Source organism: Sporosarcina sp. Y352 (assembly GCF_056786535.1).
In genome coordinates this window covers 367080-379659 of the sequence record NZ_JBXCJE010000004.1, presented here as the reverse complement: position 1 = coordinate 379659, position 12580 = coordinate 367080, and the positions used below count along the sequence as shown (strand labels likewise).

Annotated in this window: 17 protein-coding genes; 13 read left to right on the top strand and 4 right to left on the bottom strand. The window is 41.2% G+C overall.

Annotated elements, in window-relative coordinates:
• Positions 1–138 precede the first annotated feature (138 nt).
• The 5 genes from AC1TO6_RS09440 (at position 139) to AC1TO6_RS09420 (ending at position 3964) form a co-directional block, all read left to right on the top strand.
• Positions 139–1077: a carbohydrate kinase family protein gene (locus AC1TO6_RS09440; protein ID WP_482101350.1), complete on the top strand. Its 939-nt coding sequence runs from the start codon at positions 139–141 to the stop codon at positions 1075–1077.
• Between the two features lie 242 nt (positions 1078–1319).
• Positions 1320–1484, top strand: a complete 165-nt coding sequence (locus tag AC1TO6_RS09435) for a PLDc N-terminal domain-containing protein (protein WP_482101349.1) — start codon at positions 1320–1322, stop codon at positions 1482–1484.
• Positions 1481–2380, top strand: coding sequence for an ABC transporter ATP-binding protein (locus AC1TO6_RS09430; RefSeq protein ID WP_482101348.1), 900 nt, complete (start codon positions 1481–1483; stop codon positions 2378–2380). The genes AC1TO6_RS09435 and AC1TO6_RS09430 overlap by 4 nt, the downstream gene beginning before the upstream one ends.
• The gene (locus tag AC1TO6_RS09425) at positions 2380–3162 is read left to right on the top strand and encodes an ABC transporter permease (protein ID WP_482101347.1); all 783 of its coding nucleotides are present in this window, start codon (positions 2380–2382) and stop codon (positions 3160–3162) included. The genes AC1TO6_RS09430 and AC1TO6_RS09425 overlap by 1 nt, the downstream gene beginning before the upstream one ends.
• Positions 3163–3259: 97 nt before the next feature.
• Entirely contained in the window at positions 3260–3964 is a 705-nt protein-coding gene (locus AC1TO6_RS09420; protein WP_482101346.1) for a CBS domain-containing protein, read from the top strand.
• A gap of 47 nt (positions 3965–4011) precedes the next feature.
• Here AC1TO6_RS09420 and AC1TO6_RS09415 read toward each other — a convergent pair whose 3' ends face one another.
• Entirely contained in the window at positions 4012–4260 is a 249-nt protein-coding gene (locus AC1TO6_RS09415) for a hypothetical protein (protein WP_482101345.1), read from the bottom strand.
• A 156-nt stretch (positions 4261–4416) separates the two neighbouring features.
• Here AC1TO6_RS09415 and AC1TO6_RS09410 point away from each other — a divergent pair, with 156 nt between their 5' ends.
• On the top strand, positions 4417–4884 hold the full coding sequence (locus tag AC1TO6_RS09410; RefSeq protein ID WP_482101344.1) for a YflT domain-containing protein: 468 nt from the start codon (positions 4417–4419) through the stop codon (positions 4882–4884).
• A 31-nt stretch (positions 4885–4915) separates the two neighbouring features.
• Here the strand turns inward: AC1TO6_RS09410 and AC1TO6_RS09405 are convergent, their stop codons facing one another.
• Positions 4916–5110 carry a CsbD family protein gene (locus AC1TO6_RS09405; RefSeq protein WP_482101343.1) on the bottom strand — a complete coding sequence of 65 codons (195 nt, stop codon included), beginning with the start codon at positions 5108–5110 and terminating at the stop codon, positions 4916–4918.
• Positions 5111–5315: 205 nt separating this feature from the next.
• On the opposite strand from AC1TO6_RS09405, the gene AC1TO6_RS09400 reads away from it, so the two are divergent.
• On the top strand, positions 5316–5729 hold the full coding sequence (locus AC1TO6_RS09400; protein WP_482101342.1) for a hypothetical protein: 414 nt from the start codon (positions 5316–5318) through the stop codon (positions 5727–5729).
• A 46-nt stretch (positions 5730–5775) separates the two neighbouring features.
• On the opposite strand, the gene AC1TO6_RS09395 is transcribed toward AC1TO6_RS09400, so the two are convergent.
• Positions 5776–6591, bottom strand: coding sequence for a flagellin N-terminal helical domain-containing protein (locus AC1TO6_RS09395; RefSeq protein ID WP_482101341.1), 816 nt, complete (start codon positions 6589–6591; stop codon positions 5776–5778).
• Between the two features lie 190 nt (positions 6592–6781).
• Here AC1TO6_RS09395 and AC1TO6_RS09390 point away from each other — a divergent pair, with 190 nt between their 5' ends.
• The 5 genes from AC1TO6_RS09390 to AC1TO6_RS09370 are packed head-to-tail and all read left to right on the top strand — an operon-like array spanning position 6782 to position 10484.
• Positions 6782–7939 carry a betaine/proline/choline family ABC transporter ATP-binding protein gene (locus AC1TO6_RS09390; protein WP_482101340.1) on the top strand — a complete coding sequence of 386 codons (1158 nt, stop codon included), beginning with the start codon at positions 6782–6784 and terminating at the stop codon, positions 7937–7939.
• A gap of 13 nt (positions 7940–7952) precedes the next feature.
• Positions 7953–8609, top strand: a complete 657-nt coding sequence (locus AC1TO6_RS09385; protein ID WP_482101339.1) for an ABC transporter permease — start codon at positions 7953–7955, stop codon at positions 8607–8609.
• A 12-nt stretch (positions 8610–8621) separates the two neighbouring features.
• The gene (locus AC1TO6_RS09380; protein WP_482101338.1) at positions 8622–9536 is read left to right on the top strand and encodes an osmoprotectant ABC transporter substrate-binding protein; all 915 of its coding nucleotides are present in this window, start codon (positions 8622–8624) and stop codon (positions 9534–9536) included.
• Positions 9537–9554: 18 nt separating this feature from the next.
• Positions 9555–10241: an ABC transporter permease gene (locus AC1TO6_RS09375; RefSeq protein ID WP_482101337.1), complete on the top strand. Its 687-nt coding sequence runs from the start codon at positions 9555–9557 to the stop codon at positions 10239–10241.
• A 21-nt stretch (positions 10242–10262) separates the two neighbouring features.
• Complete coding sequence (locus AC1TO6_RS09370) at positions 10263–10484, top strand: hypothetical protein (protein ID WP_482101336.1); 222 nt, start codon at positions 10263–10265, stop codon at positions 10482–10484.
• A 148-nt stretch (positions 10485–10632) separates the two neighbouring features.
• Here AC1TO6_RS09370 and AC1TO6_RS09365 read toward each other — a convergent pair whose 3' ends face one another.
• Positions 10633–11643: a PQQ-dependent sugar dehydrogenase gene (locus tag AC1TO6_RS09365; protein ID WP_482101335.1), complete on the bottom strand. Its 1011-nt coding sequence runs from the start codon at positions 11641–11643 to the stop codon at positions 10633–10635.
• A 175-nt stretch (positions 11644–11818) separates the two neighbouring features.
• On the opposite strand from AC1TO6_RS09365, the gene AC1TO6_RS09360 reads away from it, so the two are divergent.
• Positions 11819–12577 carry a gluconate 2-dehydrogenase subunit 3 family protein gene (locus tag AC1TO6_RS09360; RefSeq protein ID WP_482101334.1) on the top strand — a complete coding sequence of 253 codons (759 nt, stop codon included), beginning with the start codon at positions 11819–11821 and terminating at the stop codon, positions 12575–12577.
• Positions 12578–12580 lie beyond the last annotated feature (3 nt).

Sequence of the window (12580 nt, the reverse complement as noted above, 5' to 3'; positions counted from 1 at the left end):
TGCGAAGAATTTTTATAGACGCTCACATAAATTGAAATAAGCTCAAGTAGTTCTCAGTTAACTACCTTTATTCTTATACTTCTTGTAGTCCGCACTCCATGATACGATTAGAAAAATAGAATGACAGGGAGAGTTTAGATGGTTAAAACTAAGAATAAACATGTTTTGATATACGGCGATGCATTCGTCGATTATATAGCGGAAGACAAGTCCAATTCGACATTCACTACATTTCTTGGCGGGGCGACGGTCAATGTGGCGGCGGGTATTTCTAGGCTCGGCGCGTCTTCCGCGTTCATCACAGTAACAGGAGATGACGCGACTTCCGAATTCGTTCGAGATGAATTGCGAAAAGAAGGTGTCGACTTATCGTTTGCAAAACTGAAGAATGACAAACGGGTGAGCGGTGTGTATGTACATTTGACGCAAGAGAACGATCGTGTTTTTCATACTTATATCGATGAGACGCCTGATATTCAGGTGGAAACTTCTGATTTGACTACAGAGGCGTTTCAGGATGCGTCCGTATTACATATTTGCTCGGGTACGATGTTTCATTTAACGGCTTTACAAACAACGCGGGAAGCGGTTCGTCTTGCTAAGAAGTTTGGAGTACCTTTGTCATTTGACGCAAATATTCGTCCGCTAAGGTGGGATAGTGAAGCGCTTTGTCGTGAAACAATCCTGTCATTTGTTGAGGGCACCAATCTTCTGAAATTGGCGGAAGAGGAGCTTTTTTTCCTGACTGGGACAGATACACTGGACGACGGAATCAGTAAGTTGATGCCTTATCAGATTCCCGTCATACTCGTCACTGCTGGTGAGCGCGGTACGTCTGCTGTCATTGACGGCGGTGTGACACATGTAGGCGTTGAACCGGTTGTGCCTGTCGATACAACGGGAGCTGGTGATGCGTTCGTCGCAGGGATTCTGCGCCAGATCCATTTAAAAGGGTATCCTGAAACGCGTGATGAATGGATTGACTATGTCTCCTTTGGCAATAAACTCGGTACACTCTGTGCAACCAAACCGGGCGCACTGTCAGCGATGCCTCAGCTTGAAGAAATAGATGAATAATGAAATGCTCCCATTATTAATGGGAGTATTTTTTACTTATTATTCTAAATAACCAATTCCTTCCTCGCGATTGAGGAGGGAGATGAGCTTACTTAAATTACAGAATGGTTGATATTTAGTCATATCGTACACGTTTGTTATATACACTATAGAACAGTATTGTTATAATGGTTTTATCATTAACTAGTAGAAAGGTTGTGAAGTCTTTGTCTCAACTCGCGAATATTCCATGGAGCCTTATTATGCCGATTATTGTGTTGCAGGTGATCCTAATGAGTATTGCCCTCGTTGACGTTATTCGGCATCAGCGGACAAATGGACCGTTCATCATGTGGATCTTTATTATCATCTTTGTAAATCTGATTGGTCCTATCCTGTACTTTATTTTTGGGAGGCGGCAAGTATGAACACTTTGCTTCAAGTAGAAAATTTGTTTAAAAGATATGGGACCAATAAGGTAGTTGAAGAGGTTTCGTTTTCGCTTGATGAAAATACCGCTACGGCTTTGATTGGACCGAACGGGGCTGGAAAGACGACGACACTGTCGATGCTTGCAGGTCTGGTTTCGCCGACTGGCGGCATAATACAGTTTCAAGGTGACCCCAAACCAGATATACGGTCGGTTATCGGATTTCTCCCACAGTATCCAAAATTCTTCCCATGGCTATCTGCACTTGAGTTCACGGAAATGGCTGCTCAATTGAGTGGAGTAGCATCTAGACAAGCGACTATCGAAGCAAGAAAGACATTGGAGTTTGTCGGTCTTGGAGAAGCCCTTAACAAAAAAATAGGTACCTATTCTGGAGGGATGAAACAACGACTTGGGCTTGCGCAAGCAATTGTCCATAAACCGAAGTTGCTGTTGTTGGATGAGCCGGTATCTGCACTGGATCCAGTTGGGCGCCGCCAAGTGATGAATTTGTTGAAAGAATTGCAACGGGAAACAACGATTTTATATTCAACCCACATTTTGAATGATGCGGAAGAAATGACCGATCAGGTGCTTTTTTTGAGACACGGAGAACTTGTTGAACAGGGTTCGCTTAATGAGGTACGTGCACGCCATGCAGAACCGCGTATTATTATTGAATTTGAAGGTATGCAAGAATTGGGACGTTTCAAGGAAATGGTCGAGTGGCAAGTGACGTCAAAAGGATTGGTTACATCTATTGATGTTCAGTCGCAATTGATTGAAATGTCATCTGTTCTATCCGTATTAAGTGCGGGTGCTTTCCTAGTTAGAAAAGTTGAACTTCAAACGGCGACCCTTGAAGAAATCTTCATGAAAGTGGCGGTGATTTGATGAATGGATTGAGCGTGTTATTGCGGAAAGAATGGCGTGAGCATACAAGAAACTTTAAGATACTATGGATCCCTATTGTCTTTATCATTTTCGGGATATTAGAGCCGCTTACGAATCATTTTTTACCTGAAATCATGAAAAGTGTTGGCAATTTGCCAGAAGGAGCCGAATTTACTTGGCCAGAATTCAGAGGGGAAGATATTTTCATATCATTACTTGGGCAATATCAACTCATTGGCATTCTTGTTATTATTTTTGCATTCATGGGTGCGATTTCAGGTGAACGGAAAAATGGGACAGCGACTCTTCTCTACGTCCGCCCGATGTCATTTCGTAATTACTTTTTGAGCAAGTGGATCGTTATTAATGGAATTATACTGGGTAGCGTATGGCTAGGTTTCATTGGAGCATGGTATTACATTGAACTTCTCTACAACCATGTAGATATAATGTCGGTCTTCGCGTTTATTGCGACTTATAGCCTGTGGATTATCTTTGTTGTGACAGTTGTCTTAGCGTTGAGTGCATCACTTCCAACAGGTGGTACTGCGGGGCTTGCAATTCTGATTACACTTATTTATCAGGTTATCGATTCACTTATCGGAACATATTGGACCGTGTCACCCTGGAAATTGTCGATGTATGCTTCTTTTTGGTTTAAGCCGGAATCAGATAAAGCGGATTTATGGATGAGTTCAGGCCTCACATTGGTCGTTATAGTCGCACTTATCGTATTCGGTGTTTACATGGCAAAACGGAACGCAGCAAAAACAACAGTGTGACTGAAAATTCTGTTATTATTATAAGGAAAGCACATAGTCTAGACACTGTTCAAGGTTAAAAAATGATACTTATTTTACGAGATAGGGGGAATTTTATATGACAGTACGCAACTCGGACCGATTTATTTTTGCATATAACCGAATTGAAAAGTCAATGGAGAAAATTAGTGGCTTAAATAGCTATATGCCATTCTCGCGCTTAATTGACAAATCAAAGCATTTGAACGCTATTATCCGCAAGTTTGAGCAGGATTTGCGGGAATATGGTGATTTGCGTAACGCAATCGTTCATCATCGCACAGATAATGAGTATGCAATTGCGGAACCGCATGACGATATAGTCGAGCTGATTGAGTATATCGAACGCGAACTATCAAAACCAGTTACAGTCGGTGATATGTTTACACGAAAAGTCCATACATTACAGGCTTCTGATACATTATCCTCCGGATTAAAGATGATACGTGAAAAAAAGTTCAATCAAATCCCTATCTATCAGAGTAATAAGTTCATTGGACTTGTAACAGCTACGGGAATTACATATTGGCTAGCAGATAATATGACAGATACTATCATTTCCCGGGAAATGCCAACACTCCTCGACATTTATTCTCATGAAAAACAAAAAAACACATACAGATTTGTTAAAAGTAATCTTTCTGTTTATGAAGCTGAAGAATACTTCAAAAAGTTTGTCTCTGAAGGAAAGCGCCTCGAAGCTCTTTTAATAACTGAAAATGGTAAACCCGAAGAGAAATTACTGGGAATAATTACGCCACTGGATCTTATAAAAATAGAGTGAAAAAAAGCTTTGTACCATTCACATGAAGTGAGTGGTACAAAGCTTTTTCAATACTTGGGCAAACCGGATCCTGGTGATTTCTCGGCGCTGGACGAATTGCTTTTAGTATCGTGGTGACGTTTTTCTTCTTCCCATTCCATCCGAGCGTCTTCAAGAGGTACCGCATCAACAGTTTGCATATCCTCATGCATATCATAAATGCTCTCTTTATCTGTTCGGAGGTATTCTGGATTATCCATATATGGCCCATCTGCATCTTTCCGGTCACGTTCAGTGAATACTTTCTTTTTAGTCACTAAAACCAGACTCCTTTCTATTTTAATCTGCCGCGGAATATTCTGTTGTCCTTATGTTATTCACTATTTTATAGAAATTAAACATTAAAGTTTTTTTATGAAATTGACGGGTACATTATGAAAAAGAGACTATTCATCAAGGAGGAGCTATGTAAAATGGAACACAAGAAATTTATCGGTACATTTCATTCTGAAGATACTGTTTTATATAAAATCACGGAAATGAAAGCGCAAGGATATGTTGAAAGTGAGATGTATGTAGTTACGATCGCAGAAGATACTATTTCAATGTTGCGCGGACAGACAGAAGCCGAACTTTTAGGTACAACCAATGGAAACTGGTTAGACCGATTCAAACTATTTTTGAGTGACGAAGAACCGATTCTAGCAGCTTTTAAAAGCATGGGGGTTTCAGAACAGAAATCAAGGGAGTACTATAATGAGGTGAAGAATGGCGGAGTTGCATTGTTCGTAGAGGATAGGGAGAGCCATAATCAGACGACGGAACAGCACCCCGAAGAAATGGATAGCAGGGCTGAACGAAGTTTGAGTGGAGAACAGTTGGCTGGATTAGATAATAACCAACAAGACACCGTTCCACGTATTAATACAAATAAGTTATAGTTGGATAGAAAAAAGCTGATTCCAGTTGGAATCAGCTTTTTTCACCTTCGCTTTTTACCTGCTTTATTTCTCCGACTGCTTTTTGCGCTTCACCTTTTATTTTGTCAAACTTTCCTTCTGCTTGCAGTGAAGCATCATTTGAAGCATTACCAATCTGGTCTTTCGCTTCACCTTTTATTTTATTCACTGTACCTTTTACTTTGTCTGATAAACCATCGTTCGTCATAGTAAAACCTCCAATTTTTTCGTTGTTTACAATATACCCGCCAAGAAAAAACCTAAACTTATGAATAGTGTACGGATTTTGGAATACTTTGTCTAAAGATGAGTCTAGATACCTATAGGTTTCGACTGAAATGTGACAAATAAAGTGTACTACTTGTCGATATATTGCGTATAATGGATACAAATATAAAATAGTGGGGGATGAAATGTTTAGAAAAGGTCGATATGCGTTATGGGGAAATAAGGAGTTTGAACTGATATCATACCTACGGCAATATTATTTGCAATCAGGCAATCCTTTAGATTTAAAAAATGGATTCATCGAAAAGAACGGAAAAAACCCTGTTTTCATTAGACCGGTCTCTGTAAGGGAATTGGAAGATGCATATGAAATCATTCCATATGCGATGATAGAGGGGTATCGCTTTGCTGTGGAAGGTTACAACGAAAAGACAGGTAAATTGGCACTCGTGACAAATAATCCATTTGTCAAAGAGAAGATTGACGTTCGCCCATATGGGAAGTTTGAATACATCATCGAAATTGCTTTGAACGATGTTGGTGTGGAACTAAAGGAAGATCGAATTCCTATACTTGGTTTTAATGGTTTAAACCCATGAAAAGGTAATCATGTATGTCGAAAGTAGACACACAGGATTACCTTTTTCATTGTTTTAGGAGCTGAAGTACGGATTGGGCCTGTTGCATATGCATTGAAAGGACATATTGACCTGCTTGAAGCAGGATATTCGATTTCGTTAGTGCCATCATTTCTTTTGCGAAATCTATATCACGTATGCGAGATTCGGCGGCAGTTAAGCTTTCTTCCATAACTAGTGTATTATTATAAGCGTGTTCAAGTCGGTTGGTATAGGAACCCATTCGAGAACGTTCAGACGAGACGATTTTAATGGCATTATCAAGTGCATCGATGGCATTATTGGATTTCGTGGAGTCTATAATTGACACGTTCTTCAACCCTATTGAAGTAGCACTCATATTATCGATATAAAATTCAATCGACTGCCGGCCATTAGCCCCGGCTTGGATTTTTAATGAAGAACGTGAGCCGTCTAGCAGAGGGAGTGAGTTGAATTTCGTATCATTGGATATGCGGGTGATTTCATTTTTTAGTTCTTCAAATTCAAGAGAAAGGTTATCGCGATCTGAATTAGTCAATGTTCCGTTGGAAGACTGAACACTTAACTCTCGCATTCGCTGGAGAATGGAATGAGTTTCATTTAAAGCCCCTTCGCTTGTCTGGAATAGTGAAATTCCGTCTTCGATATTGCGTCCTGCCATAGACAGTCCACGGATTTGAGCGCGCATTTTCTCAGAAATCGCAGTACCAGCTGAATCATCCGCAGCACGATTTATGCGCATGCCTGAAGACAATCGTTCCATTGACTGTATTACTTGTTTGTTTTGCAAGTTCATATTGCGGATAACGTTCATTCCTGTTGTTTGCCAAATTCCAAGCATCGCAAAAACCTCCTGCCTTTGTGTCATACATCGGCGTTAAATAGAGATTATTAAGAGGAGGATTTATTGGTAATGAAATTAACTGAATTTCGTTTAATAAATTATGAAACAGGGTATTTACATTTGAGGGTATTGTATAGAGGTGTACATAAATCTCTATTGAAAAGTTTAACCAGAGGGGGCGAAGTAAGTGCTGGAATTTAAAAATGTATCGAAAATCTATGCCGGCGGAAAGAAAGCTGTAGATAATTTGAACTTACATATTAATGCGGGTGAATTTATCGTTTTTATTGGGCCTAGTGGATGCGGAAAGACAACAACAATGAAAATGATTAATCGGTTAGTTAAACCGTCAGAGGGCAAAATTTTAATTAACGGAGAAAATATTATGGAAAAGAACATCGTCCAATTACGTCGTTCAATTGGATACGTTATCCAACAGATTGGTCTATTCCCCCATATGACCATTCGAGAAAATATTGCTCTCGTGCCTCGACTTATGAAAAAGTCGATTGAGGAGCGCAATGATAAGGCAGATGAGCTAATTAAGCTTGTGAATATGCCGGCGGAATTCTTAGATCGCTATCCACATGAACTAAGTGGAGGGCAACAGCAGCGTATTGGTGTACTTCGTGCATTAGCCGCTGATCCTCCCCTTATTTTAATGGATGAGCCTTTTGGTGCACTCGATCCAATTACTAGGGATTCGTTGCAAGCAGAATTCAAAAATCTTCAAAAAAGGCTTGGGAAAACAATTATCTTTGTTACGCATGATATGGATGAGGCCATTAAACTAGCAGATCGAATTGTAATTATGAAGGATGGAAAAATCGTTCAGATGGGTACTCCAGACGAAATATTAAGGGAACCCGCCAATGAATTTGTAGAGGACTTCATTGGAAAAGATCGTCTCCTGCAAGCACAGCAACATATCCAGACTGTAGGGCAAATCATGAATTCAAATCCAATATCTATTCAAGCGGGAGGAACCCTATCGCAGGCGGTTCAACTTATGCGTGAACGTCGTGTCGACTCACTACTCGTTGTTGATGAAAATAACGTGCTAAAAGGCCTGCTGAATGTTGAGATGATAGACAGAGGCAGGAACATGGAAACTTCAGTCGGGGACGTCATGTCTACAGAATTGACCGTTGTTCAAAAAGATACACTTCTACGAGAAGCGACACGTAATATTCTTGTACGGGGCTTGAAATATGTAGCTGTTGTCGATGAAAATCGACATCTGGTTGGTCTGATTACAAGAACAAACCTAGTCGATATCGTCTATGATTCCATTTGGGGAGATGGCGAAGGAGAATCTGAAGAACAAACACTAGGTCAAGTGTAAAGGAGGTTATTGAATGAACGGACTTATTGATTTTTTCTCTGAGTATGGAGGCCAGCTTGCAACGAAGACTTGGGAACATCTCTATATTTCATTTATAGCGCTTGCCCTCGGTATTATTGTCGCGGTTCCACTTGGCATAATGCTAAACAGAGTACCTAAAGTAGCTGGTTTTGTGTTAGGGGTCGTTGGCGTCATCCAGACGTTCCCGAGTCTTGCAATTCTAGCCTTCTTCATACCGCTTCTTGGAATTGGAAAAGTACCTGCAATTGTTGCTTTATTCCTTTATTCGATGTTGCCAATTCTTAGAAACACATTCATCGGTGTGAGAGGGGTCAATCAGGATCTCGTGGAAGCCGGTCGTGGTATGGGTATGACAGCTTTCGAGCGAACTTTAAATATTGAACTACCACTGGCGATTCCAGTTATTATGGCGGGAATAAGGCTTTCAGCGGTCTATCTAATCGGTTGGGCAACACTTGCTTCGTTCATCGGTGGAGGAGGACTTGGAGATTTTATCTTTGATGGTTTGAATTTGTTTCGAACAGATTTAATAATTGGTGGTGCGATACCGGTGACATTACTTGCACTTCTAGTAGATTTCCTTCTCGGCCGGTTTGAATTGTTTGCAACGCCAAAAGGACTGAAAGAAAGCAGGAAAGTGGTTTCTTGAGGAGGGAATACAATGTTTAGAAAAAATATAAATAAATTTATAATTCCGCTCTTGGCTACAACCTTGTTGATAGGGGGCTGTTCACTCCCTGGCCTTGGCGGAGGGGAAAACACCATCCGAATTGCAACACTGACAAGTACAGAAACGTCGACTTTAGGTCATGTAATTCGATTAATGATAGAAAAAGAAACTGATTTGAATGTTGAAATGGTGGAAAATCTGGGAACGTCTATTATACAGCACCAGGCATTGACCAGTGGACAAGTAGACATTACGGCGGCACGCTATACGGGTACTGACATGGCAAGTGTTTTAGAGATAGAGCCACTATCCGATCCTGGAGAAGCGATGGCTTTAGTCCAAAAAGAGTTTGATGCGCGTTTCGATCAAGTTTGGTACGATTCTTATGGTTTCCAAAATACGTATGCACTTACAGTGACGGATGCCCTCGCTGAAAAAGAAGGACTTAATACTGTATCGGATATAGAAGAAATCTCTGATGAATTAACGCTCGGCGTAGACAATTCATGGCTGAACAGAGAAGGCGATGGTTACCAGGGATTTGTCGAGACATACGGATTTGAATTTGGTGAAGCATTGCCTATGTCTCTCGGACTTGTTTATCAAGCGGTGAATAGCGGAAAGATGGACGTTGTTCTGGCGTATAGTACGGATGGGCGTCTGAAAGCTTTCGATTTGAAAACGTTAGAAGATGATAAGAAATTTTTCCCGCCGTATGAGTGCTCGCCCGTCACACGAAAAGATGTCATTGAAAAGCATCCAGAAATCGATACTATTCTGAAAAAACTTGCAGGTAAAATTGATGGGGAAACGATGACACGTCTAAACTACGAAGCAGATGTCAACAAAAAAGAACCTGCTATCGTGGCAAAAGAATTCTTGGCTGAAAACAATTACTTCAACTGAGTCACTGGAGGTGAGCTAATGGAAACGTTACAAGAACTGTGGGCCTATTTCACAATAAACGGCACCTACGTATGGGATCAGTTTGTAAGGCATTTCCTTATGTCTGCTTATGGAGTCCTGTTTGCGGCGATTGTAGGAATTCCCGTGGGAATCCTAATTGCCCGTTATGGTAAATTGAGTGGATGGGTATTATCGATAACGAATATAATTCAGACCATCCCGGCCCTCGCAATGCTCGCTGTTTTAATGCTGGCGATGGGACTGGGACCGAACACGGTCGTGATGGGCTTATTCCTATATTCTTTATTGCCAATCATAAAAAACACCTATACAGGAATTAAAAGTGTTGAAAAATCCGTATTGGAAGCAGGTCGTGCAATGGGGATGACACGGACACAAATGCTGTTCATGGTTGAACTACCACTTTCGATGTCGGTAATCATGGCGGGCCTGCGAACTGCACTTGTTGTTGCAATCGGAGTCGCAACAATCGGAGCTTTCATAGGCGGCGGAGGACTCGGCTCTATTATTATCCGAGGCACGAATGTGACGGACGGCGCGGCTATCATTTTGGCAGGAGCGATTCCAACTGCCTTAATGGCGGTAATTGCAGACTTATTAATGGGCTGGTTGGAACGTGTTCTATCCCCTGCAAACCGGAAGGCAGTGACTAAAAAAGTTTCACCTGTAAATAATATAGTATAGCAACGGATTGGAGGAGACTCAATGATAGAAAATTTTAATATACGTAAGGAAATGTTTGAAGATACACCAAATGAAACATTGCATTTCGAGTTGACCTTGGACGGGAATGAATACCAAGGACATTACAAGGACAATGATGTGAACTGGTTTCAAATGAAGCCTGACCAGGAGAACCACGAAATGCAGATTGCAGACTTGGAAGCCGAAGTGAAAAAGAGAATTAAAGAATGGGAATTACATTGAATGGAAAGTAGTTCGAAAACCACCGATAACTTGGTGGTTTTTTTATTTACGGGACCTCTTATTGTTAGAACGAAAAATTGGCACTTGTCCGAAATTAGCGAATGTCTACTAAAAAAAGAGAGAAGAAAATTGTCTGGATTCACCAATTCTAGCTACTTGTTAAGCGATATAAAACATCATCATCGTCTGAAGGATTTCCACGTCCATCGGTATTATTTGTAATGAAATAAAGCGATTTTCCGTCTGAAAACACATCTCGGATACGGCCAAAACCCTCAATTTTGTCAACTACTTCACCGCTCTGCGGATCTATGACTAGAATTGCTTCTCCACGAAGGGTTGCAATATACAGCAATCCCTTATGAAATACCATACCGGATGGTGCCCAAGTCTCACTTGAACCGGAAGTAAGCAATGGCGTTTCCAAACCTTCTTCTGATTCTGTCCCCTCAATGATCGGCCATCCATAGTTTTTGCCTTCTTCAATGATATTTACTTCGTCATTTGCGGATTGACCATGTTCCGAGGCGTACAAATTTCCGTTTTTATCCCACGCGAGCCCTTGAGGATTTCTATGCCCAGAGCTAACAATTTCAAAGGCGTTCTCTCCAGTGAGGCGAATGATTTTCCCGTTGAATGATTTTGGGTTTTGAGCTGAATCAGGATTCGCGCCATCCCCTATCGTTGCGTACAAAACATTGTCAGGTGAGAATGCGAGACGGCCACCATGATGGACTGGTCCGGATTCTATACCGTCCAATAAGATTTCGTTTTCGTACCAAGAACTCCCATCATACTCTAGCGTCACAATTCGATTGACAGGTGCTCCTTCAAAATCATATGTGTAGTAAGCATAGGCTTTGTGGGAGTCCTGAAAACCTTTATCCAAAACAAAGCCTAGTAAACCTGATTCAGCTGCATTCGATAAAAGTGCTGAAAGATGGACATCCTCCCGTATCAATTTTCCGTCCTTCCCGACCTTAACAATCGTTCCCGCTTTCTCGGAAATGAAAAAGTACTCGCCGTCATAGTCAATGGACCACGGTGAAAGCAGTTGAGTTACAATTTTTTCAGTTGGATCATGATTTAGAGTTGGATTTAATTCCTGATTGCAACCTGCCGGAATGATTAGAAAGAACAATAGAAGAAGGTGTTTCAAAGCGGATACCTCCATTCATACATCATTTTCACTAGTATATAACGGTGTGCGGAAGAAAAGGAAATGAAACCCATCAAATATAGCATCTTGTATTGTATAAAAATGGGTTAGGACTGGCATGCTTATTTGTAGATATCATAATAGATTTGGAAAGCGGTTCGAAGGAGGATATAGAATGGCAGAAGATAAAAAAGGGCTATCAAGAAGGGATTTTCTGAAGACGACCGGAATAGCGACCGGGGCACTCGTAGGAGGGGGTCTCATTGGAGGTCTTGTCGGTTACAACGTCAACAAGGAAGGTCAAGTTGCAGGAAAGGCTGGACATAAAGGGGCAGGCGATGAACAAGTCGCCGTAAGCAATCGAGGTCTGATGTTCTTTACGAACATGGCAGAGTTCAGTTTGTTGTCTCAGGCAGTTGAGCGGATTTTCCCAGAAGACGATCTTGGTCCTGGTGCAATTGGACTCGGGGTTCCCTATTTCATCGACAACCAACTAGCGGGCAATTACGGAAGTAACTCGAAGGAATATATGCAAGGACCATTCTTTGCCGGTGAATCGACGCAAGGATATCAAAGTAGGCTAACGCGTGCGGAGATTTTCAGACAAGGAATTGCAAAAATGGAAGCAGAAGCAATGGGACGGTTCGATAAAAAGTTCGCTGATCTAGAGGGTGGTCAGATGGACGAAGTTATCACCGCGTTCCAAAAAAATGAAATTGACATGAAAGGCGTGTCATCGGAATTTTTCTTCAAGCTACTTCGGCAGGCAACAATGGAAGGTGCTTACGCAGATCCAATTTACAACGGTAATACCAATATGGATGCTTGGCGCATGAAGGAATTCCCAGGCAATCAAATGACCTATATCGCAGAAATAGAAAATGAAAAGTTTGTGAAATACGAACCACAATCACTAAGTAGTATGGAACATTAAAGG

Excerpts from the sequence above, each read along its gene's own strand:
- AC1TO6_RS09395 (WP_482101341.1), bottom strand. The coding sequence starts at position 6,591 with ATGCTTGGAATTTGGCAAACAACAGGAATGAACGTTATCCGCAATATG.
- AC1TO6_RS09370 (WP_482101336.1), top strand. The coding sequence starts at position 10,263 with ATGATAGAAAATTTTAATATACGTAAGGAAATGTTTGAAGATACACCA.
- AC1TO6_RS09420 (WP_482101346.1), top strand. The coding sequence starts at position 3,260 with ATGACAGTACGCAACTCGGACCGATTTATTTTTGCATATAACCGAATT.
- AC1TO6_RS09385 (WP_482101339.1), top strand. The coding sequence starts at position 7,953 with ATGAACGGACTTATTGATTTTTTCTCTGAGTATGGAGGCCAGCTTGCA.
- AC1TO6_RS09425 (WP_482101347.1), top strand. The coding sequence starts at position 2,380 with ATGAATGGATTGAGCGTGTTATTGCGGAAAGAATGGCGTGAGCATACA.
- AC1TO6_RS09375 (WP_482101337.1), top strand. The coding sequence starts at position 9,555 with ATGGAAACGTTACAAGAACTGTGGGCCTATTTCACAATAAACGGCACC.
- AC1TO6_RS09405 (WP_482101343.1), bottom strand. The coding sequence starts at position 5,110 with ATGACGAACGATGGTTTATCAGACAAAGTAAAAGGTACAGTGAATAAA.
- AC1TO6_RS09430 (WP_482101348.1), top strand. The coding sequence starts at position 1,481 with ATGAACACTTTGCTTCAAGTAGAAAATTTGTTTAAAAGATATGGGACC.
- AC1TO6_RS09440 (WP_482101350.1), top strand. The coding sequence starts at position 139 with ATGGTTAAAACTAAGAATAAACATGTTTTGATATACGGCGATGCATTC.
- AC1TO6_RS09380 (WP_482101338.1), top strand. The coding sequence starts at position 8,622 with ATGTTTAGAAAAAATATAAATAAATTTATAATTCCGCTCTTGGCTACA.
- AC1TO6_RS09435 (WP_482101349.1), top strand. The coding sequence starts at position 1,320 with ATGCCGATTATTGTGTTGCAGGTGATCCTAATGAGTATTGCCCTCGTT.
- AC1TO6_RS09410 (WP_482101344.1), top strand. The coding sequence starts at position 4,417 with ATGGAACACAAGAAATTTATCGGTACATTTCATTCTGAAGATACTGTT.
- AC1TO6_RS09360 (WP_482101334.1), top strand. The coding sequence starts at position 11,819 with ATGGCAGAAGATAAAAAAGGGCTATCAAGAAGGGATTTTCTGAAGACG.
- AC1TO6_RS09400 (WP_482101342.1), top strand. The coding sequence starts at position 5,316 with ATGTTTAGAAAAGGTCGATATGCGTTATGGGGAAATAAGGAGTTTGAA.